This is a genomic window from Polaribacter sejongensis, from assembly GCF_038024065.1.
Taxonomy (GTDB): Bacteria; Bacteroidota; Bacteroidia; order Flavobacteriales; family Flavobacteriaceae; genus Polaribacter; species Polaribacter sejongensis.
In genome coordinates, this window is sequence record NZ_CP150667.1 from 841,385 (window position 1) to 866,876 (window position 25,492).

The 25,492-nt window shown below is 29.6% G+C and carries 23 protein-coding genes; 6 read left to right on the plus strand and 17 right to left on the minus strand.

Features of this window, described 5'->3' with window-relative positions; all coding sequences use genetic code 11:
* Positions 1-207: 207 nt before the first annotated feature.
* Positions 208-2,004 carry an AMP-dependent synthetase/ligase gene (locus tag WHD08_RS03250; protein WP_208889240.1) on the minus strand — a complete coding sequence of 599 codons (1,797 nt, stop codon included), beginning with the start codon at positions 2,002-2,004 and terminating at the stop codon, positions 208-210.
* 253 nt (positions 2,005-2,257) lie between these two features.
* Between WHD08_RS03250 and WHD08_RS03255 the strand changes: the two genes are divergently transcribed.
* Complete coding sequence (locus WHD08_RS03255; protein WP_165733199.1) at positions 2,258-3,184, plus strand: sterol desaturase family protein; 927 nt, start codon at positions 2,258-2,260, stop codon at positions 3,182-3,184.
* Between the two features lie 200 nt (positions 3,185-3,384).
* Here the strand turns inward: WHD08_RS03255 and WHD08_RS03260 are convergent, their stop codons facing one another.
* The 13 genes from WHD08_RS03260 to WHD08_RS03320 form a co-directional block, all read right to left on the minus strand.
* Positions 3,385-3,855 (minus strand): DUF6495 family protein, encoded by a 471-nt coding sequence (locus WHD08_RS03260; RefSeq protein ID WP_165733200.1) that lies wholly within the window; start codon positions 3,853-3,855, stop codon positions 3,385-3,387.
* 63 nt (positions 3,856-3,918) lie between these two features.
* Positions 3,919-7,092: a TonB-dependent receptor gene (locus WHD08_RS03265; RefSeq protein WP_208889239.1), complete on the minus strand. Its 3,174-nt coding sequence runs from the start codon at positions 7,090-7,092 to the stop codon at positions 3,919-3,921.
* A gap of 100 nt (positions 7,093-7,192) precedes the next feature.
* Positions 7,193-7,639, minus strand: coding sequence for a 50S ribosomal protein L9 (gene rplI / locus WHD08_RS03270; RefSeq protein ID WP_165733202.1), 447 nt, complete (start codon positions 7,637-7,639; stop codon positions 7,193-7,195).
* A 14-nt stretch (positions 7,640-7,653) separates the two neighbouring features.
* Positions 7,654-7,950 carry a 30S ribosomal protein S18 gene (gene rpsR / locus WHD08_RS03275; RefSeq protein WP_068452452.1) on the minus strand — a complete coding sequence of 99 codons (297 nt, stop codon included), beginning with the start codon at positions 7,948-7,950 and terminating at the stop codon, positions 7,654-7,656.
* Positions 7,951-7,953: 3 nt separating this feature from the next.
* Positions 7,954-8,295, minus strand: coding sequence for a 30S ribosomal protein S6 (gene rpsF, locus WHD08_RS03280; RefSeq protein WP_165733203.1), 342 nt, complete (start codon positions 8,293-8,295; stop codon positions 7,954-7,956).
* Positions 8,296-8,581: 286 nt separating this feature from the next.
* Positions 8,582-9,682: an alanine dehydrogenase gene (ald, locus tag WHD08_RS03285; protein WP_208889238.1), complete on the minus strand. Its 1,101-nt coding sequence runs from the start codon at positions 9,680-9,682 to the stop codon at positions 8,582-8,584.
* A gap of 206 nt (positions 9,683-9,888) precedes the next feature.
* A complete protein-coding gene (locus WHD08_RS03290; RefSeq protein WP_208889237.1) occupies positions 9,889-10,977 on the minus strand; it encodes a hypothetical protein in 1,089 nt (362 codons plus the stop codon).
* A gap of 102 nt (positions 10,978-11,079) precedes the next feature.
* A complete protein-coding gene (locus WHD08_RS03295) occupies positions 11,080-11,898 on the minus strand; it encodes a hypothetical protein (RefSeq protein ID WP_208889236.1) in 819 nt (272 codons plus the stop codon).
* On the minus strand, positions 11,885-12,445 hold the full coding sequence (locus WHD08_RS03300; protein ID WP_208889235.1) for an RNA polymerase sigma factor: 561 nt from the start codon (positions 12,443-12,445) through the stop codon (positions 11,885-11,887). The genes WHD08_RS03295 and WHD08_RS03300 overlap by 14 nt, the downstream gene beginning before the upstream one ends.
* Positions 12,446-12,698: 253 nt before the next feature.
* Positions 12,699-13,802, minus strand: a complete 1,104-nt coding sequence (locus tag WHD08_RS03305; RefSeq protein WP_208889234.1) for an efflux RND transporter periplasmic adaptor subunit — start codon at positions 13,800-13,802, stop codon at positions 12,699-12,701.
* Between the two features lie 35 nt (positions 13,803-13,837).
* Positions 13,838-15,058, minus strand: a complete 1,221-nt coding sequence (locus tag WHD08_RS03310) for an ABC transporter permease (RefSeq protein ID WP_165733210.1) — start codon at positions 15,056-15,058, stop codon at positions 13,838-13,840.
* Between the two features lie 2 nt (positions 15,059-15,060).
* Positions 15,061-16,290: an ABC transporter permease gene (locus WHD08_RS03315; protein ID WP_208889233.1), complete on the minus strand. Its 1,230-nt coding sequence runs from the start codon at positions 16,288-16,290 to the stop codon at positions 15,061-15,063.
* Positions 16,291-16,292: 2 nt separating this feature from the next.
* Entirely contained in the window at positions 16,293-16,985 is a 693-nt protein-coding gene (locus WHD08_RS03320; protein ID WP_165733212.1) for an ABC transporter ATP-binding protein, read from the minus strand.
* A 250-nt stretch (positions 16,986-17,235) separates the two neighbouring features.
* Between WHD08_RS03320 and WHD08_RS03325 the strand changes: the two genes are divergently transcribed.
* The 5 genes from WHD08_RS03325 (at position 17,236) to WHD08_RS03345 (ending at position 20,793) form a co-directional block, all read left to right on the plus strand.
* Positions 17,236-17,652, plus strand: a complete 417-nt coding sequence (locus tag WHD08_RS03325) for a thiol-disulfide oxidoreductase DCC family protein (RefSeq protein ID WP_208889232.1) — start codon at positions 17,236-17,238, stop codon at positions 17,650-17,652.
* Between the two features lie 284 nt (positions 17,653-17,936).
* Positions 17,937-18,593, plus strand: a complete 657-nt coding sequence (locus WHD08_RS03330) for an HAD family hydrolase (RefSeq protein ID WP_208889231.1) — start codon at positions 17,937-17,939, stop codon at positions 18,591-18,593.
* A gap of 116 nt (positions 18,594-18,709) precedes the next feature.
* Positions 18,710-19,282 carry a Crp/Fnr family transcriptional regulator gene (locus tag WHD08_RS03335; RefSeq protein ID WP_165733215.1) on the plus strand — a complete coding sequence of 191 codons (573 nt, stop codon included), beginning with the start codon at positions 18,710-18,712 and terminating at the stop codon, positions 19,280-19,282.
* A 179-nt stretch (positions 19,283-19,461) separates the two neighbouring features.
* Positions 19,462-19,638, plus strand: coding sequence for a hypothetical protein (locus WHD08_RS03340; protein WP_208889230.1), 177 nt, complete (start codon positions 19,462-19,464; stop codon positions 19,636-19,638).
* A 177-nt stretch (positions 19,639-19,815) separates the two neighbouring features.
* On the plus strand, positions 19,816-20,793 hold the full coding sequence (locus tag WHD08_RS03345) for a hypothetical protein (RefSeq protein WP_208889229.1): 978 nt from the start codon (positions 19,816-19,818) through the stop codon (positions 20,791-20,793).
* 421 nt (positions 20,794-21,214) lie between these two features.
* Here WHD08_RS03345 and WHD08_RS03350 read toward each other — a convergent pair whose 3' ends face one another.
* The 3 genes from WHD08_RS03350 to WHD08_RS03360 are packed head-to-tail and all read right to left on the minus strand — an operon-like array spanning position 21,215 to position 25,492.
* The gene (locus WHD08_RS03350) at positions 21,215-23,560 is read right to left on the minus strand and encodes a GumC family protein (RefSeq protein WP_208889228.1); all 2,346 of its coding nucleotides are present in this window, start codon (positions 23,558-23,560) and stop codon (positions 21,215-21,217) included.
* A 14-nt stretch (positions 23,561-23,574) separates the two neighbouring features.
* The gene (locus WHD08_RS03355) at positions 23,575-24,330 is read right to left on the minus strand and encodes a polysaccharide biosynthesis/export family protein (protein WP_208889227.1); all 756 of its coding nucleotides are present in this window, start codon (positions 24,328-24,330) and stop codon (positions 23,575-23,577) included.
* 52 nt (positions 24,331-24,382) lie between these two features.
* Positions 24,383-25,492, minus strand: a complete 1,110-nt coding sequence (locus WHD08_RS03360) for an MraY family glycosyltransferase (protein WP_208889226.1) — start codon at positions 25,490-25,492, stop codon at positions 24,383-24,385.

Genomic DNA, 25,492 nt, shown 5'->3' on the forward strand with positions numbered 1-25,492 from the left:
GTCATTTCGAAATGAGCATTTTTTAAGCGATTCAGAAATCTCATATTCAGCTTAATATATTATGAATTCTTAATACTTCAGAATGACAAACTGTATGTTTTATATCGTAATTAAAATAAACACTCAACTGTCATTTCGAAATGAGCTTTTTTAAGCGATTGAGAAATCTCACATGCCTTTTACACAAACAGTAAATAAAAACACTATTTACTCAGCATACATTTTATCAATAAGTGCTTTGTATTTTTTATAAATTACTTTACGTTTTAGTTTTAAAGTAGCCGTAATTTCTCCAGCTTCAATACTAAATTCTTTTGGTAATAAGGTGAATTTCTTAATTTTCTCAAACTTAGAAAACTCTTTTTGCAGTTCTTCAAAACGTTTTTCTAACATCGTTTTAATTTGATTGTTAGCAATCAAATCTTCAATATCTTTAAAACTAATTTTATGCTCTTCTGCATATTTTTTAATATTCTCAAAACTAGGTACAGCCAAAGCTGTAACATACTTTTGTTGATCTCCTATCACAGCAATTTGCTCAATAAAAGAATCACTTACTAAAGCCATTTCAAGTTTTTGAGGTGCAATATATTTTCCTCCAGAAGTTTTCATTAAATCTTTAATTCTATCAGTAATTACTAAGTTTCCTAATTCATCAATTTTTCCTGCATCACCGGTTTTAAACCAACCATTATCAAAAACTTCAGCAGTAGCTTCCGGCTTTTTATAATATCCTTTCATAACACCAGGACCTTTTACTAAAACTTCATCATTAGCTCCAATTTTAATTTCGGTTCCAGAAATTGGTTTACCTGCAGAATTAAATTCAAAAAACTGATTTCCGAATAACGTTACGGTAGCAGTTGTTTCTGTTAAACCATATCCACATTTTATATTTAATGCAAATGAATGAAAAAACGAAACCATATCTGGTACTAAAGGTGCTCCTCCACAAGGCATAAATTTTATATTTCCACCAAAGACATCACGTAATTTACTAAGCACCAATTTATCTGCTATTTTGTGCTTTAGCTTTAACATTAAGGGTACTTTTTTATCAAAACGGCGATAGGTATTGTGATACTTGTTCCCAACTCCCAATGCCCAACTTGCTAATTTCATTTTAGTTGGTGAAGCTTCTTTTCTTTTTTCTTGAATAGCCGCAAAAATTTTCTCAAAAATTCTAGGAACCGTACACATTAATGTTGGTTTCACTTCTTTTAAAACATCTGCTATTTTTTTAGGATCTTGATTAAAATACACCTGAATTCCTTGTTGTAGACAGAAAAACACCCAACTACGCTCGTAAATATGACTTAAAGGTAAAAAACTTAAAGACACATCTTTTTCATCTACATCTAACTCTGCTTCATGTGCTTTTAAAGAAGATGCAAAATTATTATGATCTAACATTACTCCTTTTGGTTCTCCTGTTGTACCAGATGTATAAATAATACTTGCTAAATCATCTAGTTTAGAATCTGAATGACGTTTTTCTAATTCAGTTTCAATGCTTTTTGGAAATTCTGCATTTATAAAATCAGTAAAATAAACAGCATTTTTATGACCTCTTAAATCTACAGTACTAGTTAAGGCTACTATTAATTTTAGATATTTATTATTTTCAGATATTAATTCTACTTTATCAAATTCTTCTTGATCACCAACAAACAACACACTAATTTCTGCATCGTTTACAACGTATTCCACTTCCTTTTGAGAATTCGTTGCATAAATAGGAATGGTTACCGCTCTTACTCCCATAATCCCTAAATCTGCCATAATCCACTCGGTCATATTTTGAGCAAAAACACCAATATTGTCTTGTTCTTTAATTCCGAAATTGATTAAAGCTTTAGAAACTTGTTGAATTTGAAAATAAAAAGAATCCCAAGAAATACCTTTCCAATTTTGTGAAGCTTCATCTTTATAAAAAACAGCTTCTTTAGTTGTAAATCGACTAGTGTTATCTTTAATTACTTTTAGTAAATGTTTATAATTCATCTTTCGATTATTTTTAATAATAAGGATTTTATAACCATCAAATTTACGAATATTTCAATGACTTGTAGATATATTAATGTTAATGAAATACAAAACCAGTTTATAATTACATTTTTTTTATTAAATTTTATAGATTAAAAATTAATATTTTCCTTTTTAAACTTTTTATTATATTTTTAACAATAACTAATGTTAAAACCTATAGCTGTTTCCATATTTTACCTTAGTTTTATCAAAAATTTTAAAAAAGTAAATGGATTTTACAAACCCACTAGTATATGGTGTACCATGTTTCTTAGCACTTATTTTAGTCGAATTAACATACAGTAAGCACAATAAAAAAGAAGAAAAGAAGAAAATTTATAAATGGAAAGATTTAGCAGCTAGCCTTACCATGGGTATTGGTTCTGCTATTCTAGCTCCTTTAACAAAAACAATCGCGGCAATTGTACTTTTTAGTTTTGTCTATGAAATATTCAATCCTTTAGTTGATGGAGTTCGTACAAATATTATGGGGTATGAATCTTTTGGTTATGCTTGGTATATTTGGCTTATTTGTCAGGTATTAGACGATTTTAGCTATTACTGGTTTCACAGACAAAATCATAATGTTCGTTTTTTATGGGCGGCACATATTGTACACCATTCTTCGGATAATTTTAATTTAGGAACCGCCGTTAGAAACGGATGGTTTACCATTCTTTACAAACCTTTCTTTTATGTTTGGATTGTTGCTATTGGTTTTCCACCAGAAATGTTAGTCGTTTGTTTAGGTATTGAAGCTTTATGGCAATTTCAATTACATACCGTTTACATTGGTAAATTAGGTTTCTTAGATAAAATATTGAATACACATACCATGCACCAAGTGCATCATGCTCAAAATTTTGAGTATATGGATAAAAATCATGGTGGATTTTTAAACGCTTTTGATAGAATGTTTGGTACTTTTAAAGAATTTGACGAAAATATTGACATCAAATACGGAGTTACGCACCCACCAAATTCTTATAATCCGTTTGTTATTCTAACACATGAATATAAAGATATTTGGAATGATATGAAAAAATCTAAAAACTGGTATCATAAATTTATGTATGCATTTGCCGCACCAGGTTGGAGCCATGATGGAAGTACTCTAACAATAAAACAAGCTCGTAAGGCTTTACAAGAAGAATAATATTTGTTTAAAAAGCAAAACTTGTCAAATAAAAAAAAGGAATCTCAAAATAAATTTGAGATTCCTTTTTTAGTTAAATCAGTTAATATGCAATTAAACTTAGCCTTGATTGAAACAACATACTTTTTAAGGTACGAAAAAGATACTGTCTTTCTACTACGCACAAGATAAATTCCAAATAGGAAATAGCTTCTATAAAACTAAGACGTTATTTGACTAAAAAACTCAAAAATTTCTCCTTTAGAAATAGAGCTACCTTTTTCTATTAAATCGAAAATTTCACTATTTCTGTCCTCTTTATTATAAGGTTTTGTGCCTTTAAAAATCTCAACAGAATTATCCATAGGATTTTGCATTAACCACTCAAATCCTTTTTGTTCTAGTAAATTAATATCCCAAGTAACTTTAATAGCAATTCTATGTATTTCTTCTGCATCACACTTAAACAGGTTTACAGAGGTTTTAGAAAAATGTTCTACATAGTTTGTTTTTGTTAGCACATTATCCCAAACAACATCAGAAAAAACATTCATCTCCTCTTCTGCAACTTGTGGTGTTTCTTCTTTTATTTTATTCCATTCTTTAACGTCTATACTTTGGGTTGCTAAAAAACGAGCAAAGTCTTCGTGTAAGCTTTCGAATTGTTCTTTGGTAAGTTGTCTATATTTCATAATTTATGGTAAAAAAAAACCGCCCAATTATGGGCGGTTCAAATATCTGAATTCTTTATTGATTTAGAAAGAATATCTTAAACCAACTTGTGCTTGCCATCTAGAAAGTAACGTAGAATTATATACAAAAGTTTCTTTTAAGTCTGAATTAAAACTATAGGTTGGTAAACCTGTATTATCTACAGTAACACCTAATAATTGTACTGCATCAGGTTGTTGCACTAAGCCCCAGTTTGAGTTTAATAAATTACCAAAGTTTAAAATATCTATAGTAAACTCTAAAGAATTATTGTTTCCTAATTTTAAATTCTGAATAAATTTTACATCCATTTTTCCTCTCCAAGGTGATAATGCACCATAACGTTCTGCATATTCTCCCTGTCTATCACTTAAATAATCATCTTGATTGATATAATTTCTTAAGCCATCTTTTTGATCTTGAATAGATAAGTCTCCAGTATTTACTGGTGCTTTAAATGTCATTGCGTCTATTTGGCTATCTGTTGGTATGTAAATTAAATCATTTAAGTTAGACCCATCATTATTAATATCACCTGCGTATGTGTAGTTAAAACGACCTCCTTTTGCAAATTCATAGAAAGAAGAAATTGTGGTTGTCCATTTATCATTTGTTCCATAATTCCAAGATTTAGAAGCTACCGCAATAAAACGATGTGTATCTCCATATTTAGAATGTGCTAATGTTGCATCATTTGCATTAGATAAAACTGGATTAAAATCGAAAGCATCTCCTGTTATTTCTGCTTCAATAGAGTTTACATCTTTAGAATTTAAGTAATTATAAGCTGCCATTAAATACAATCCATTATCAAAATTTCTCTGTGCTTTTAAGGATGCATTTAAAGTTCTTCCTTTATCAGAATTGGTAAATACATAAGCATTTGATTTATCATTTGGTCCTCCCCAATTTGGGCTTCTGTCTGTATCTGTATATACTAATCTATTATCTATACCACCTGCCAAAGTTCCTGTAGGTGTTTTTAAACCCCAGTTTTGCACATGTGCTCCGTTTATATCTTTTGTGTATGAAAGATCTGTAGTTAAAATAGTACCATCTTTTAATTTTACATCTGCTCCCAAACTTGTTCTCCAAACTTGTGGGAATTTAAAATCAGGATCTACAACTTGGTAAAAATACACATTAGGATTTGCTATTTGGTTACCTAACCAAACAAAAGGAAAACGTCCTGTAAATAAACCAGAACCACCACGTAATTGAAATGAGCTATCTCCATTTACATCCCAGTTAAAACCAATTCTTGGTGAAACTAAGAAGTTGTTATTTGGCATTTTAGTAGAATCAAATAATACTGTTTCTCCTGTAGCAGGGTCTGTATATGGATTATTAGGTAAGTAAAAACTTTTATCTATTACGTCTTGCGCTTTATCTGCAGAATTGAAAAATAAAGGTTTATCAAAACGAACACCATATGATAATTTAAAATTATCGTTTATATTCCAATCATCTTGTACGTAAAAAGCAAACTGACCAACATTTGTTTCTGCTAATGCCCAAGAATCATTGGCATTATTAGTGGTAAATGTGCTTTGTGCAGCAGCCATAGCATCCGCTAAAAGACCATTAGAAACTCCTGTTCTAAAGGCATCCATATTAGCAAAATCTCCACCAAATGCACCAACATAACCTCTTGCATCTCCAAAACCGTATGCTCCTAAATTAAAGGAATTCTCAAATTCAAATTTTTCAAAAGAAAAACCAATTGTATAGTTATGATCTCCATTACTGATATTTAAGTTATTTGTAATTTGAAAAACTTTTTGATCTAATGTATTGTTAATTGAAAAAGGTTCATGACCTGAAATTATGTAATTTCCTCCGTTACCATCTTGAATTCTAAATGCTGGCATTGGAGCCGATTTAGGACTTCTAAAATCATCGAAATGTGTATATCCTGCTTGAAACTTGTTTGTTATATTATCTGTAACAGTAGAATTTAATTCTAATAAAAATGAATTCAAATTATTATTAATTTGATATCCAGAATTTTCGAATTGTAACATTTGAGAACTTGGACCTCTAAAACCAAGTGCTGTTGGATGCGCTGGTAAATCTCTAGAGGCATTTAAAAAATTATAAACAAATGATAGACGATTATCTTTAGTGATATTCCAATCTAACTTAAACAACCCTTTTGTACTGTTAGAATCATGCGTAAAACCTTCATAAGCACCAGTACTGTAACCAATACCTGCTAATGCGCTTTGAACTTCATCTAAATCTGATTTTAAAACTCTAGACTCATTAATAGCTCCGGAACCTGTGTTTGGCAACCAAGACTGACCTAAATCTGATCTATTGTCTTTTTCGAAATTTATAAAAACAAATAATTTATCTTTTATAATCGGTGCACCTATACTAGCTCCTACTTGAGATTGTGATAATTTAGGAACAAAAATACTTTCCCCTTTAATTTTACCTCCTGTAAAATCTTGATTTCTGTAATATCCGTATGCGGTTCCTGTTACGGTGTTTGTTCCACTTTTGGTTACTGCATTTACAGAAGCACCTGTAAAACCAGATAAAGTAACATCATAAGGTGCAGTAGAAACAGAAATTTGCTCTATAGCATCTAAAGATACCGGCTGAGAAGCTGTTTGTCCACCAGGTGTTGCTGCATCTAAACCAAATGGGTTGTTAAATATAGAACCATCTAATGTAAAGTTATTAAATTGGTCGTTTCTCCCTCCAAAAGATCCACCTGAAGCAGAAGGGTCTAAACGTGTAAAATCTGATGCAGATCTAGATATCGTTGGTAATACCTTTAAATCTTTAGTTCTAATACTGGTCTGTGCTCCTGTTCTATCGTTATTAAAAACAGCATTTTTACCAGAGCTGATTACAACTTCTTCTAAAGTGTTACTGTCTTCAGATAAAACAACATCAATATTTGAGGTTTTACCTAAGGTTAAAAAGATATTTGTTATCTTATTAGATTTAAAACCTAGGTAACTAATTGTAATCGTATACGGGCCTCCAATTCTTAAGTTAGATAGCGCGTATCTACCATTATCTTGTGCTGTTGTACCAGATACGGTACCTGTAGGAGTATGCAAAGCAACAATAGTTGCTCCAAATAATGGTTCTCCAGAATTGTCCGTAATAGTTCCGTTAATTTTTGATGTTGTTGTTTGTGCGTTTGCAGCGAAACTAAACATTAAAATAAATGAACATAAAAAAAATAATTTTTGCTTCATGTTTTTGGATTTAAGTTTATATAACCAAAAATAAAGCAAAAAAAAAGTCTACTCGTTAAAGTAGACTTTTAGTTCTTAACAATTATTTAACAATTGTTATTTATTCAGCAATAACTTCAAAAGTTATTTCAGCAACTACTGCTCTGTGTAATCTTACAGAAGCTTCATATTTACCTAATCTTTTTACAGAACCACCAACAACTTTGATAAATTTCTTATCTAAGTCTGTTCCTGCTTTTGCAAGTGCTGCAGCTAAATCGATGTTGTTTACAGAACCAAATAATTTGTCTCCTGAACCAACTTTAGATGCAATTTTAATTTCATATCCTTTAACTGCTTCAGCTATAACATTAGCGTCTTCAATTAATTTAGCTTCTTTGTAAGCACGTTGTTTTAAATTCTCTGCTAAAACTTTCTTTGCAGATGAAGTAGCTAAAACTGCTTGTCTTGTAGGGATTAAGAAGTTTCTACCATAACCGTTTTTCACGTCTACGATATCATCTTTGAATCCTAAATTTTCTACGTCTTGTCTTAATATCAATTCCATGTTCTACCTCTTTATTATTTTAACATATCTCCAACGTAAGGCATTAACGCTAAATGACGCGCTCTTTTAATTGCTTGCGCAACTTTACGTTGATATTTTAATGAAGTTCCTGTTAAACGTCTTGGTAAAATTTTACCTTGTTCGTTTACTAAATACATTAAGAAGTCTGCATCTTTAAAATCGATATACTTGATATCTTTTTTCTTAAATCTACAGTATTTAGCTTCTTTTTTAGTGTCTATATCTAACGGCGTTAAATATCTAACGTCAGCAGATTTACCGCCTTTTGCTTGTTGTTCTATTGATGCCATTTCTTATTTTTTTGTAGATTTAACACGTTCAGTTCTAATTTTTGCCCAAGCAGCTGCATGTTTGTCTAATCTAACAGAAAGGTAACGCATAACGCTATCATCTCTTCTAAATTCTAACTCATATGCAGAGATTTCTTCTCCTGCAATTTTAAACTCAAATAAATGGTAAAAACCACTTTTTTTCTTTTGGATTGGATACGCTAATTTCTTTAAGCCCCAATTCTCTTTTGAGATCATTTCAGCTCCTTTGGAAACTAAATAATCTTCGAATTTTTGTACTGTCTCCTTTATCTGAGTATCAGATAAAACGGGATTCAAAATGAAAACAGTTTCGTAATGATTCATAAATTAAATATTTATTGTTTATTTTTAAGGGTGCAAATATAATAACTTTTTTATAATTAGCATTATATATAACATTTATTCTTATCAACTTTAAGTAAAAGTAGAAAATTCTAGGTAAAAAAATGTAGATACTTCTATTTCTTTACATCAAAAGTAAAATTCTTCTCAATATTTTTAAAGAATTACACTTTTATTAATAATAGTGTAATTTAAAAAAGCTTGATAAATCCTCCAGGTTGAAACACAAAACAACACTGGAGGTTTATCAATAATATGGTAACTAAAATTATGCTTCAAAAGCTTCTAAATGAAAAGCTTCACTAATTTCTTTGTATACAATCTTTCCTTTTATAATATTTAATCCTTTTTCTAAAGATGCGTCTGTAGCACAAGCTTCTTCCCAACCTTTATTCGCAATATTTTTAATATACGGTAATGTTACATTTGTTAATGCAATAGTAGATGTATAAGGTACAGCTCCTGGCATATTTGCCACACAATAATGTACAACATCATCAATAATAAATGTTGGGTCTTCATGTGTTGTTGCTTTCGTTGTTTCAAAACAACCTCCTTGATCTACGGCAACATCAACAATAACAGTTCCTGGTCGCATATCTTTAAGCATGTCTCTAGTAATTAATTTTGGAGCCTTTCCTCCTTTTACTAAAACACCTCCAATAATTAAATCGTGTGTTTTAATCAACTGTCTAATACTATATTCACTAGAAAAAGCAGTGGTAACATGGTTAGGTAATACATCGTTAACATAACGTAAACGTTTCATATTAATATCCATAATAGTTACGTGAGCTCCTAAACCTGCCGCCATTTTTGCTGCTTGTACACCAACAACTCCGGCTCCTAACACTAATACTTTTCCGGGTGCAACTCCTGGTACACCTCCTAATAAAATACCACGACCTTTAATTGGTTTCTCTAAATATTTAGCACCTTGCTGAATTGCCATTCTACCAGCAACCTCAGACATTGGTGTTAATAAAGGCAATGTTCCTTCACTATCTTCTACCGTTTCATAAGCAATACAAATAGATTTACTTTCTATCATTGCTTTTGTTAAAGGCTCGCATGATGCAAAATGAAAATACGTGAAAATAATTTGATCTTCTTTAATTAAAGGATATTCAGACTCAATAGGTTCTTTTACCTTTACAATCATTTCACTCTGGCTGTAAACATCTTCTATGGTAGGTAAAATAGTTGCTCCTACCTTAATATAGTCCGCATCAAAGAAACCACTTCCTTCACCTGCTGTAGATTGTACGTAAACAGTATGATTTTTTTTAGTCAACTCAAAAACACCTGCAGGTGTCATACCAACTCTACTTTCGTTATTCTTAATTTCTTTAGGAATTCCAACTTTCATTATTGCTTAATTTAGATGTTTTAAGCAAGTAAATTTACAGTCTTTTTGTTTGTATTTTAACAAAAAAATTCAAATTTGTTATTTTTACTGATGTCCTATTTTTTGTTATTTTAAAATGATTTATACCAAAATTCTATTCATTAAAATTATCAAATACTCAATAAAACTCACAAAAAATTGACATCAGTAATATTATCTTTAAGGATTTAATCTAAATCTAAACGAATTCCCATAGAAATGTTTCTAATTTCGGTATTTTTAAACAAAGGGTTCAAATCATATTTCACATAAAAACTGGTAGACTTATAACCTACATAAGCACTTAATCCATAATTAACAGTATTCATATTAAAATTATTGAATTGCACTTCTTCAACTTCAACATTGTTTTCATCTTTGTATTCTAAATATTGTCTTGCTCCTAATTTAAAACCAACAAAACCTCCAAGACCTAAACGAACAGATTTGTTTGCTCTATCTTTTACAAAACCATCTTTATCCGTTTTATTTTTAGAAAAATCCCATTCTACATGCATCGGAAAATTCATTTGCACATGGCGCAACCTACTTTCTGATAATTTGTTATCAAAAACTTGGACTTCTGTTATATCACCATCTTTTACATGAATACTATTATTATCTAATCGTAAATTATTCCAAAGAAAAGAAAGTCCGTATTTAAAGTACAATTTAGATGGTTCTTTAGTAAACCTTGTTTTCCACGTCCAACCTAGCTCATAAAAATGAGATTGCCAGAACTTGTAATCAGAATCATTTAAAGAAGATAGTTCATGGTCATTTAAAACATTATTAACACCCATAGAAAACACAAACTGAGAGGTAGTTCTTCTATTCATTTTTCTTTTTCTCTTTTCTATTCTTTCACTTTTATCATCATTATTTAAGCTAAATGAAAATGTTTTCTTTCCAACAGTAAACGTATTATCGTCATTATCAAACTCACTTTCTTCATCTGAACTCGCTATTCTACCATTGGTTTTATCTTGCACCAATAATTGCAACAAACGCTCTTGTTCTCCTACTAATTTTTCAATTCTTCTGGCATGATAAGAAGCAACCTCTTTCTTTAAGGTATTTGAAATCGATTTTGTAATTTCTCCTTTCTCTAGCCTTTCATCAATAGCAACCACTTTTATTCTTAATGAATCTTTTTGAGTTGTTGTAATTTGCTCTATTCTTTTAGATATTTTATTTACTTCTTTCTCAAAAATTGTTTCTTGAGACACGGCAATAGTTGTACTTAACAACACTAATATTAGTAGTATTCTTTTCATCTTGTATGTTTTAAAAAATTGTTTTTGTTTGATAAAATCCTTTCGCTAACTAGTTTCAATTAAAACGTCTTTTAATTATACTACCACAGAAAGTGATTTAATTTAATCGTTTCTACTTGCAATAGCAGTTGCAATATCTGTTACTCTTTTCTTTAAAGATTGTAAGAAATTATTCTGAAAATCTTCTTCTCCAATCGTGCGCTCTACTTCAGCCAAAATAGCTTCTGGACTCACTTTAATATTAGAGTTTTTAAGCTCATTTTTAATCGTACTTAAAACATCTTCCCTTGTTAAATTTAGTTTTGCATAATACTCCTTTACTTCGGTTGACGAATGTGTTACCGCGAATAACAAATCATCACTATTAATTTTTATGCTACTATTTGGGTCTTGTTTTAAGATTTCTTTATTGATTATTTTCTCCTTCGTCGGATGATCCTCAGATACTGCTACCACTGTTTCGATAACTTCCTCCGTTGTCGGAATATTATTGTTTTTGTTGGTTGCAACTATAGAATTATTGATAGATTTTTTAGATTCCTCCTTTGTCGGAATGACATTCTTATTAGAAACTTCTACTTGCTTCTCTTCTACTTCATCAATCTTAACAATTGCTTCTTCTGCAGGAACTTCATTTATAAATTGATCAATTTTCGCATCAATTGTTATCGTATCAATTGGGTTTTCAACAATAATTTCTAATGGTGCAACATCTTCATTTTTATTCAAAAATAGAAAACCGACACTTACTAACAATAAAACACTAGCAGCAGCTCCCATATAGAATATCCATCCTTTTTTCTTTTGCTTTGGTTGCTCATCTAATTGTGCAGACAAACGTTCCCAAGCAGAAGCCGATGGATTTATCGTTCTATTATCTAACTTATCTTTTATATTTTTATCTATATTATTTGTCTCCATTGCTCACTGTATTCATTTTGTAATAATTCTGTTGCAATAATTTACGTGCTTTAAATAATTGCGATTTAGAGGTACTTTCTGAAACATTTAATTTCTCTGCAATTTCTGAATGTTTATATCCTTCTATCGCATATAAATTAAACACCATTTTATAACCTTCTGGCAATTGATCTATCAATTTCTGAATATCTTCTACAGATGTGTTTTCTAAACTTTCTGTTGCTGCATCATTAAAAACATAATCTTCGTCAGACAAATCAATTAAATTCTTTTTACGGAGATAAGAAATACAAGTATTCACCATAATTCTGCGAATCCAACCTTCAAAACTACCTTCGTGTTTAAACCTGTGTAAGTTGGTAAAAACCTTTAAAAAGCCTTGTAATAGTAAATCTTCTGCATGGTGCAAATCTTTTACATATTGCCTACAAACTCCCAACATTTTAGGCGAATGTTGCTCGAACAATTGTTGTTGCGCTTCCCTATTGTTGTCTATCGCTTTTTTAATGAGCGATTTTTGTTTGTTATGTAATTTTATAATTTTCAAGCCTCTCGTTTTCTTTTTAACTGCCTTACAAATATATAGACTACAGAAGTCTTAAAAAGGTTGCTTGAAGATAAAAAAATAATTTATTTATCACTCCAACCAAACCTAAACTCTTTGTCTATCAAAGAATAAATGAAAATTAAATATTTTATTTTTTATAAATTAAGAACATTATTATTCATTTCTTAATTATCAAAAACAAAAAAAGGGACTCAAAATTGAGCCCCTTTTTTAAATAGAATTTTAAAAATTCTTAATTATTGTCTTTATCATCTTCTTTAGAAGTTTGATTCCAAATTTTAATATCATCATCTTTAGTAACACCTTCTAAAACTTCAACATTTACACCGTCTGACGTTCCTAATTTCACATCTTTTTTATCAAATGTACCTTCTGCATTTTTAATTTCTACATAAGGCAATTCCGTTTTTCTATCAAACTGTAATAAAGATTCTTTAATAGATAAAACACTGTCTTTTCTCTCTAAAACAATCTCTGCATTTGCGCTGTAACCTGCTCTAATAAAATGCTCATCATCTAAAGATACATCTGCCTTAATTTTAAATTGAACTGCTCCTGCTTCTTCTGTTCCTTTTGGTGCAATAAAATTTAAAACTGCTGGAAATTTCTTGTTTTCGATAGCTCCTAAAGAAATTTCTATTTCTGTTCCTTTAACCAATTTACCAACTTCAGATTCATCAACTTTTCCTTCAAAAATCATTTTAGTCATGTCTGCAATCGTAGCAATTGTAGTACCTGCACTAAATCCATTTGTTTCTACAACTTGATATCCTTTTTTAACAGGAATTTCTACTACCATCCCAGAAGTTGTTGCTCTAATATTTGTATTTGCTCCAGAAGAACCTGCAGATCCTTTTTTAATAATCTGATAATCATTTTGAGCGTTACGTAAATCGTTTTTTGCTTGATTATATGAAAGTTCTAAAGACTCAAATTCTTGACGAGAAATAACTCCTTTTTCAAACAAGTTTTTATTTCTGTCGTATTGTATTTTTGAATTATTTAATTGAATTTGAACAGAATTAATACGTCCTTTTGCACTTGTTAAAGATTGTTCGTTTGGTACAACTCTTACTGTTGCTAACAAATCTCCTGCTTTTACAATTGCGCCTTCTTCAACCACAATTTTATCTATAATACCTGCTATTTGTGGTTTGATCTCTACTTCTTCTAACGGAGTAACTTTACCAGTAGCAACACTTTTTTTAACGATTGTTGCTTTAAAAGCTTTTTCTGTTTTGTATTCTATCGGTGATGCACTGTTCTTTTTACCAAACCAAATTAGTACTGCTATTAATGCAACAGCTATTCCTCCAAAAATGATTACTTTTTTCATTTATCTTCTATTTATTCTTGTTAGTTGATTTTTTTTTATTCTTCTCTTAATGCGTCTATTGGTTTCACTATTGTTGCCATATACGCAGGTATAAATCCTATTAATGTTCCTAAAAATACTAATACTGCATATGCTATTAAAACAATAGGAATATCTACTGTAGGATTTACAAGAAATTCTACAAAATTATCTAATAACATTAAAACTAATCCACCAGCAATAATTCCCAAAGAACCTGCTAACAGTGTTAAAAATAACGATTCTAATATAATTTGTTGTCTTACTTTATTAGGCGTTGCACCTAAAGCTCTTCTAATTCCTATTTCTTTTGTTCTTTCTTTAACAGTAATCAACAAAATGTTACCAATTGCAAAAACACCTGCAATTAAGGTTGCAATACCAACAAACCATGTTAAAAATTGCATTCCTGTTAAAAAGCCTGTAACCTGTTTTATACGTTCGCCTAAATTAAATCCTCTAAACGCTCTGTTATCATCAGGATGAATTTTATGTAAATTTTTTAATAATAATTTCACATCAGATTCTAATTGAACAATATCAAACTCTTCTTTTCCGGTTACAACCATCCATTCAAATTTATCGCCTTTGTTATACACTAACTTAAAGGTACTAAAAGGTATGTGAATGTTGTTTTTTCCTTCAAACTGACTCGTTTCATAAACACCAACAACTTTATAATTGATACCACTTACTTTTATGTAAACACCTATAGCCTCTTCATTTCTATCAAACAGCTCTTTATAAACACCTTCACTAATAACACAAACCTTTTTATTTTCATCCATGTCACTTTGGTTGATAAATCTACCTTCTATCAGGTTCTTTTTTTGAACTTCATCTATTAAAGGAAAATCTCCAAAAATGGTAAAATTACCAGTTTTTAAACCATGAACCACTTGTCCGCCAGTTGCATTTCTTGGCACTACAAACTGAATACCTTCTATTTCTGAACGAATTTTATCTACATCACTTAATCTTAAACTAATTTGGCGTCCTTCTTGAAAACCTTTAAAAGGCATTGAAGTTCTACTCCCAGACATAAAAACACTGTTAGTAGCAAAATTACCAAACATACTATTAAAACTATTTTCTATTCCTTTGGCTGCGCCTAATAAACCTACCAATAATAGAATTCCCCAAAACGCCCCAAAAATGGTGATTGCAGTTCTAGTTTTATTCTTTCGAATACTACCGTAAATTTCTTGCCAAGTATCTTTTTCAAATAAAAATCTCATAATTAATCTGAATTTAGTGCTACTACGGGTTTAATTTTTGCTGCTTTTTTGGCGGGTAAATATCCTGCAATTAAACCTGCACAAACAAGTGTTAAGGTTGCTCCAATAACTACAGGTTGAGAAACACTTGGGTTTAAAATAAAGTATTTTTCTAAACTTGGTCCAGCTATTTCTAAAATACCTATTCCAAGTAGTAAACCTGCATAACCAGATATTGCAGTAATAAAAACAGCTTCTTGCATTATCATGGCAACAATCATACTTGGTGTTGCACCAACTGCTTTTCTAATTCCTAATTCTTTGGTTCTTTCTTTAACGATATACACCATAATATTACTAATACCAACAACTCCAGCTATTAGGGTTCCAAAACCAATTACTAGAATTAAAATGCTTAAGCCAAACATCATCCCAGATACTTCCTTATTATTTGTAGCGTAATTATCTAAACCAATTCCTCTTTGGTCATTAGGCGAAACATTATGTTTTTTCTTTAATTCTCTATGCAACTCACTACTAAACGCAATGGCTTCATCTATACTTAAATCTGGATTATAAGTAATTCCAAATTCATCTACATAATCATTATTACCATACATTCTTTGCATTGTAGAAAATGGTGTGTAAATATATCTCTCATCACTATCTCCTCCAGGATCAGAGAAAACACCAATAACTTTATACATAATTCCTCCTATATTTATTTGTTTTCCAAAAGCACTTAATTGACCAAACAAATCTTTTTCTACCATTCTACCAATTACAACAACTTTTCCTCTTTCTTGTATATCTCTATAATTTAAAAAACGTCCTTCTGTTACTTCTGCAGATTCTAACACATAATATTCTGGATATACACCTCTAATCGTGTAATTATCTTTTTCATCTTTATAAACAACATTCTCAGACCTCTGAATTCTTGGACTTATGGTTTGAATTTTATCTCCATAATTTTCTTTGATATAGGTAAAATCATCATTTTTAAACTGAATTTTTCTACCTATTTGGTTTCCTTTATAAGCGATTGTGGTGTTATTACTCCAAATATAAATGGAGTTCATAGCATCTTTTGCAAATTCATTTTTAAAGGTATTTTGAAGTCCGTTACCAATACCAAAAAGTAACGTAAAAAGTAAAATAGCAAACGCAACCGTAAAGCCAGACAACGCAGAACGCAACTTGTTTTTACTAATGCTTTGAAATATTTCTCTCCAACGATCTAAATCAAACATAATTAAACTGTTTTAGATACATTTGTATATTCATCACTAATAATAAGACCGTCTTTTAAACGTACAATTCTTTTGGTTTGCTCTGCAACTTCCTCCTCGTGCGTAATAACAAACACCGTCATTCCTTCATTATTAATATCCCTTAACAAATCCATTACAGAATCTGTAGTTGTAGAATCTAATGCTCCTGTTGGCTCATCTGCTAAAACAACTTTTGGTTTTGTAACCAAAGCTCTTGCAATGGCAACACGTTGTTTTTGACCTCCAGAAAGTTCATTTGGTAAATGATTAGCCCAATCCTTTAAACCTACTTTTTCTAAGTATTCTAAGGCTTTTTCTAAACGTTCTTTTCTTGCTATTCCTTTATAATACAAAGGCAATGCAACATTTTCTAAAGCTGTCTTATATGAGATTAGATTAAAAGACTGAAAAATAAATCCTAAAAATTTATTTCTAAGAATTGCTGCTTTTTTCTCATTTAAGTTCTTTATTAATTGTCCGTTTAGGTAATAATCACCTTCATCATGTTCATCTAATAAACCAACAATGTTTAATAAAGTAGATTTACCAGAACCAGAAGATCCCATAATAGAAACAAATTCGCCTTCTTTTATATGTAAATCGATACCTTTTAAAACATGTAGAGAATCTTTACCTATCGGGTAAGATTTGTGTAGTTTTTCTATTCTAATCATTGGTTGGTTAATTTTAAGCTAAAATATTTAAAGTAAAAATCTTTACATAAAATAAAGCGTTATTTACTCGAATACTAACATAAGACGTCTCATTAAAAAAAATGTTACAAGAAAATTAACTTTTTTTTAAAACATTTAAAGATACCTGTATTTTCTTTAAAACAAAACTACTTTAGAAACCATTATCAATTTTTATCTGTTTCGAAAAAAGATAAAGTATCTTTGTTTTCTTTAATATTGAAATGCTAAAATGATTGATTTACCAAAAAACAAAAAGGTTATTTTATTTGATGGTTTTTGTAATTTATGTAACGATTCTGTCTTAAAAGTAATTAAATACGATACTAAAAACATCTTTTTATTTACAGCCTTACAGTCTGATAAAGGGAAAGAAATTATCAATCAGCTAGGAATTGACATTACTAAGATTGATTCTATTGTTTTGTATGAACCTGGTGTTTCTTATGAAGTAAAATCTACTGCAGCTTTAAAAATAATGAATGACTTTGGAGGAATTTGGAGTTTAAGTCAAATCTTTTTATTCTTACCAGAAGGATTTAGAAATTATGTTTACGATTATATTGCTAAAAACCGTTACAAATGGTTTGGTAAAAAAGAAACGTGCATGATTCCGACACCTGAATTAAATGCGAAATTTTTAGATTAAAATGAACGCGGTTTTATCAATTAAATATTCATTATTCTCTTTTGTATTCACAATAGCTATTGCTATTTTGTCTGTATATATGAATGATGACAATTCTTATATTATTTCAAATTTAGTAGGAATTCTGGCTTTTGTAATTCTAATTTTATCAATTATAGGATTATTAAAAGCTATAAAAAGCATTAAGGAATCCAAAAAGTTTCAAGTATTTATTGCTTTCTTACTAAATATATTTTTTTTAACCTTATACTCCTATTTAATAATATCAAACTCTTAATAGAAACATGAACGTACCAAAAGAAATAAAATGTGTCATTTTTGACATGGACGGCGTAATTATAGATTCAGAAGAAATTCATAAAAAAGCGTATTATGAAACCTTTACTTCTATTGGCGTAACTGTTTCTGACGATTTATACAAAACCTTAACAGGTTCTTCTACCATTAATGCCTTTCAGAAATTAGTAGCACATTTTAACTTAGATTTAGACCCAGAAGAATTGGTTTTAAATAAAAGAAAACGATATGTAAATTTCTTTGAAAACGACCCAACATTACATTTGGTAAAAGGTGTAGAAGAATTGATAAAACATTGTCATAAAAAAGGTTTGACTTTAATTTTAGCTTCTTCTTCTGCAATGGTTAATATTGACAGAGTTTTTAATCGATTTGATTTAAATCCATATTTTACGGCAAAAATTAGTGGAGCCGATTTAACAGAATCGAAACCAAACCCAGAAATCTTTAACAAAGCAGCTATTTTAGGAAATACGCCTAAAGAAAATTGTGTGGTTATAGAAGATTCAGATAACGGTGTTAAAGCAGCTAATGATGCAGGTATTTTTGTATTCGGTTACAGAAACCCAATGGCTGAAGATCAATCTTTAAAAAATGCCGATTTTATAGTTAATAATTTTAAAAGGTTACACAAGATATTGTAACGAATATTAGGTGTTTTAACTATTGATTGTTTAAGTATAATAAACGTACTTAGCTCGTTTGTGATAGTTGGAGTTGAAATGTCATTATAATATAATAGTGGTAATAATTAAAAAAAATGGAAAATCTTATAAATTATGCCATTCAATACGGTTTATCAGAAAATTTAATTCAAGAGATAATTTCGAATGGTAAGAAAATTGAAATCAAAAAAAACGAAAACATTCTTAATGTTGGAGAGCATAGTAAATATATTTATATAGTAATTAAGGGTGGGTTTGTAAGTCAGTATTTTGATGATCATAAGTCAAAATTTAGAACAACAGCGTTCCACATTGATAATTATCATCCATTTATGACACAACCAGAAAGTTATTTTTCTAAAGAGTCTTCTGATACGCAAATAAAAGCTTTCAAAAACTCTGAAGTAATTGGATTTCATAGCAGTGCATTAGAAAAGTTAAGTGCGAAACATAAAATTTTTGACGAATTCTGTAACACGCATATTATAGGTGCTCTTATTTTTATAAATCAAATAAAGTCGAAATTAATAGGTCTCCCAAAAGATAAATTATACAATTATCTTCTTGAAGAACACAATCCAATTACTAAAAATGTTCCTTCTAAGTACATCGCTGAATTTATAGGTGTTACTCCCCAATGGCTAAGTAAAATAAAACGTACTAGTTAAAACATGAAATTAGTTTCATAAAATTCGAATCAGTTATATTTATTTTTGCGGTATACAAGAACTATAAATTTAATTTGTTTCAAATTGGCATGAAAAATAAAATTAGCTTCATAATTACAACACTTCCATTTTATTCAATCAAAATTTAGCAAAACTTAGTGACTATTTAATTTTTGTTTATGATGATCCTAAAAGTGAATACAGATATGAATATTCACTTTTTTAAGAAAAAAACTATTGTTGAAGAAGATTTAATTGCGGCATCAGTTGGTAATAGATTTAAATTCAAACTTGTAAAAATGTTTACAAGTATTGATCCGACATACTTTAGATTTACAGGAAAAGCACACCAGTAACAAAACGGTTTGGGAATTAATGTATTTTGAGCCCCTTTGGGTAAATATAAATAACGTACTGCCCACAATGTATAAAAATATAGAGCTTTTCCTCTATTCAATAACTTAAGGCAGCAAATCTAAAAATTAATGTATTAAAAGATGAAATTATTAAGAACCTATTAAAAGCTAAATATTATGGAAAAAAAAGATATTAATTACACAAAAGCAGATGCAACTCATATTGTTTTCCCTGTAACAAACAAAGAAGAACATTTTGATTGGTGGTACTTTGATGCACATTTTGACAATGGAGATCATTTTGTAGTAATGTATTCTCTTAATGACACTAGACTAAACCCAAGACAACCGTCTGTTAGATTAAATATATATCCACACGGACAACCAGAGGTTAGTAAAATAAAATTATACAAAGAGGAAGATGTGTCTATTAGTTATGAAAAGTGTGATGTTACACTTGGTGAAGAATATTGTAAAGATTGTGGAGATTACTACGAGTTTTACACTATGATTGATGGATACGGTGCTAAATTAAAATTAAAGAAAAAGAATCATCCATTTACAACAGAAGGATATCCAGTTCCAATGCACTGGACAGTAGCTGTACCATCTGGACCAATAAAAGGAGAATTATACAAAGGTGGAAAAGCTATTAAAGTTAAGGGTATTGGATATCATGACCATAACTGGGGAGAGAAAAGATTAGCAGGTGCGTTTAAAAATTGGTATTGGGGAAAAATTCATACTCCAGACATCTCAATTGATTATTCAATTATGATAGGTTTAGATGGTAAAATTGTTAATCCTTTGGCATTAGTTACGGATGAAGAGCACTTGATAATGGCACCTACTGATCCATTTGATAACCCAAATGACACAAGTAAAATAGAGGCTGTTATTAATGCGACTATGACAGAAGAAACAATGGGATATACCTTTGCTAAAGACTTTACATTAAAAGGATCAAAAGATGATTTTAGTTTTATAGCAAATATCAAATTGGATAAGATTGTAATGATAGAAAAATCTAAAATAGATAAAGGAGAAGACGCTTATAGATATCTTGCAAAAGAAGAATTAATTGTAACTAGAAGTGGTAACACCAAAACATATCATACAGATGGTTTACATGAAATAGTCTATTTAAACTCATAGAAGTATATTATTATATTGAAACAATTACTAGTATAATCCTTTCATTTTTTATGAAAGGATTATTTTTTAAAATTCTATAAAATATAAAAACACTATTATAAACAAAATTATATTTGAAAGAAAAACCTAATAAAAATAATAACTAGAAGAATAAAACAACTGCTAATAATGTATATAAAAATATAGGGCTCTTGTGTTAACTCCAAAGTTAATTATGTTTACAAAGTCCAGTAAATATAAAATTAACCATTTAACCGAAAAGAAAAATATTTATATTTAGCTAAGTTATAATTAGAAACGATAGCGCTTCTTCTCAGATGCTAAACATTATTAAAAAAACAAAAAAATATTCAATTCTAGACAACCAATTTAATATTGGCTAATCCTCTAAGAAATAAATTATTCTTCTAGTATAGTTCATTTATCCTCTTTTCCACCAAGACTTCTTAACCTCAGCTTCTCCATAACCATATCCGTAACTATAACCATAACCATACTCTGCCTCTACATCATTCAATAAAACGGTCATATTAGGTAAACGTTTATCTTTATATAATTTTGCAGGTATTTCTAACAAACGTTTGTCTAAATAATTGGCTCTAATTGTATAAATAAATAAATCTGCACCTCTACCTAATAACATGGTATCTGTTACTAATTTTACCGGAGCAGTATCAACAATTACAAAATCGTAATGTTCCTTTCCATACGCTAAAAGATCTTCAAAACGTCCGTTACTTAATAATTCCGAAGGGTTTGGTGCTATTACACCAGAGTGCAATACATCAATATTAAGTGCCTCTACATGTTCTATTACATCAGGAACTTTTAACGAATTATCTGTTAAATAATGGGTAATTCCTTTTCCTAATTTTATACCTAAATATTCTTCTAAACGAGGTTTTCTAATATCTGCACCAATTAATAATACTTTCTTGTTTGATAAAGCCAATACTGCAGATAAATTTACAGAAATAAAAGTTTTTCCTTCACTCGGTAATGTAGAAGTTATAAAAATAGTTTTTCCACCTTCTTTAATTCCAGCTCCAGAAAGCATAAAATCTAAGTTTGTACGAATCATCCTAAAAGATTCAGACAAACCACTTCTATCATCTTTCTGAATTACTTTACTAGTATCCTTTGTTTTTGGAATTTCTCCCATTAAAGGTGCTTTTACAATAGATTCTACTTCTTTGGTGTTGTGTACCTTATTATCTAATAAAAATAACACATAAATAATTGCAAATGGTATTGCTAAACCTAACGAAATAGCAATCAAATACACCACTTTCCCTTTAGCGTTTATTGGGCTATCACTACCTCTTGCGGTATCAATTACTTTTGCATTAGGTACTGTAACTGCAAGTGAAATTGCATTTTCTTCTCTCTTTTGTAATAAGTACAGATATAATGTTTCTATAATCTGTTGTTGTCTTTCAATATCTCTAAACTCTCTGTCTTGTTTAGGTACAGAAGACATTCTATAGCCTACTTTACTTTCTGCTTTTTCGGCATCAATTAAAGAAATACTTAAAGATGATTTTAAGTTTACCAAACTTTGATAAATACTACCTCGTAACTGAGCGATTTGAGAGTTTAAATTAACAATTACTGGGTTTTTAAGACTAGATCCCTTTAAAATTCTATTACGTTCTAGAATTAACTCATTGTACTGAATACTGTTACCGTCTAAATTACCATCATTTAAACCTAAATTAGCAGGAATTAAATTTTCTTTATTTTCAGTGATATAAGACATTACATAATCAGTTAATCTAATCTGCGTATTTAAATCTACAATTTTCTTTTCTAATTCTGCATTATTTTCTAATACTATAGCTGCTTCTGCAGGAATACCTGTCAATCTGTTATTAGACTTAAAATCTTCTACACCTTTATCTACAGCAGATAAGTCTTTTTCTATAACAGCCAACCTCTCATCAATAAAAGTACGAGTATTATTACCTATTAAATTTTTACCAGCAACAGCATCTTCATTATACTGTCTTACTAATCCATCTAAAATAGCGGTTGATTTTTCTTTATTTTGGGATATTAAACTAAGTTCTAATAAGCTAGATTTTTCAAACATTAAACCTACTTGAAGCGCTCCTCTTAAACCTTCAACAACATTTTTTAATGCAGATATTCTAACCGTTATGGTTTCATTTATATTCTTAATTTCTGTTTTTGTAGGTGTTATCGTTATCTTACCAAATACGGTACTTACACTCTCGCCAAACACATGTTTCTTAACACTTTCATCTTCTGAAATAAGCTCAAATTTAGATGCAGATAGTACATGAATTTTAAATGTAGTATTTAAATCATATACTTTTTCTTTAGAAAAAAAAGTGATTTTAAAAGGTACTTCTGTATCATACAATTCTGTAATACGCCCTCTATCTTCTTTGTAAAATGTAGTATAGACTCCTAATTCTTTTACAACACGCTCCATAAGCGTGTACGATTTTAAAATACCTATTTCATTGTCTATCGATTTTTTTCCTCCTCCTATTAAACCTAAATCTTCAAAGGCAGAAAGCTCACTAGATAAGCCACCATTACTATCGTCATCAATTAAAATTGTTGTTGCTACTCTATATTGGCTTGGTGTATAATAAGAATACGCATATGCTATTCCTAATGCTACTATTACAGTAAAAACAAACCATTTCCAATGAAATAAATATTTTTCTAACTGTTCTCTTATATTTATAGGTTCTTCTTCCTGAAAAATATAATTTAAAGGGTTCTCTTGTTGCATAATTTAAAAAATAGTTATTGTATTAAAATGGCAATAATTGATATAAACGTGGCAATTGAAGTAAATATAACACTCGTATTTGCCCCTATACCAGAAGAGTTAATCTTACTTTTATTTGGTTCTACATAAATAAGATCGTTTTGTGACAAGTAGTAATATGGAGAATTAAACAGGGCTTTATTAGTAATATCTATAGGTATAAAAACACGTTCTCCATCTCGCTCTCTTATTAATGTGATATCTCTATTTCCATTAATTGTTAAATCGCCAGCTAAACCTAAAGCCTCTACAATGGTGATCCGTTGATTTTGAATTTGATATGTACCAGGTTTATTAACCTCACCCAAAACAGTTACTTTAAAATTGATGGTGCTAATATTTATAATAGGATTAGATATATATTCTGCCAATTTTGTATGTAAAAACTCACTTAATTCGTTAGTTGTCATCCCTGTTACTTTTAAAACACCTAATACCGGAAATTTAATTTCTCCACTAGCATTTACTAAATAAGGTAATGGTTTTGCACTTCCAATTGAATTATCTAAAATTGGAGTTTCATAAATATTAAAAGGTAAAACTGCTTCTGCATTTGCTGCAGATACATTAATATTTAATAAATCATCTTTTTGAATAGTAGGTTCATATTGTTGTAATCTACTATTTACTATCACCTTTTTTTTATCTCCGAAATACACAATCTTTTTTTTAGAAACACATGATGTGACTAAAAATAAAAGCAATACAGATGTTACATATAGATACTTCATTTTTTTTATAGATATTTAATTATTGATAAAATTCTTTTTTACAGTTATTATATTATACTTTCTCTTCTTTAATTTTTAAACGCTCCGTATTAATACTACTTTTTAGTCTATAAAAAAGCAATAAAAACAATCCGAAAGCCAAGACAAACACTCCTAACATTTGAAAACTATTTAAGTAAGTTCCTAATTTTATGATAAAGATTACAAACAGGTAATTAATAAGACCTAATAACATAGTTGCCTTAAAGTGAGACATACCAAAATCTATTAAAACATGGTGAGAATGGTTTCTGTCTGGATAAAACGGACTTTTCTTTTGCAGTAAACGAACTCCAATTACTCTTAACAAATCGAACAAAGGAATACATAAAATAGCCATTAAAACAAAAAAGCCATTTTCTGGTTTAAATGTAAAATGACTATACATACTAATATCTATCGCCATAAATCTTAAAGACAAAAAAGCAATACAAAAACCTATTAACAAAGAGCCTGTATCTCCCATAAAGATTTTTTTCTTGGTGGAAAAATTAAAAAATAAATAGGCCAATAACATCCCTATAAAACTTAAACAGATTAAATAATAGAAAAACAAACTAATAGCATAAAATATTAAGCTAAATACACTAAAAATTATAATGGCAATAATAGACGCCAAACCATCTATACCATCAATTAAATTATAGGCATTTATAATTGTTAAGACCAATAAAGTACTAGCAATATATACGAGCCATAATGGTATTTCATAAATCCCCAAAAAACCATATAAATTATTTCCTTCTAAAGCATTATGAAAAAACAAAAATAATACCGCTAATGCCTCCATAAATAACTTGGCTTTTGGAGAAGAAACTACTAAATCATCTTTAGCACCTACCATAAATATTAATGTAGTACTTGCTATTAAATTTAAACCAATATTCTCTGTATCGAAATGTTGAATAAAAAACAGTGTTAAAATTAAGGTTATAAAAAAGGCAACTCCCGCCATTGTAGGTGTTGCTCCTTTATGAGAACTACGCTCATTGGGTTTTTCATTTAAATTACGTGTTATAATTACCCAACTAATTTTAGGTATTATATAATAAACTAATAAAAGTGAATTGATGACAGCTAATATGCTTACCACCGTCAAGTTAGATAAAAGTTGTTGCAGCAT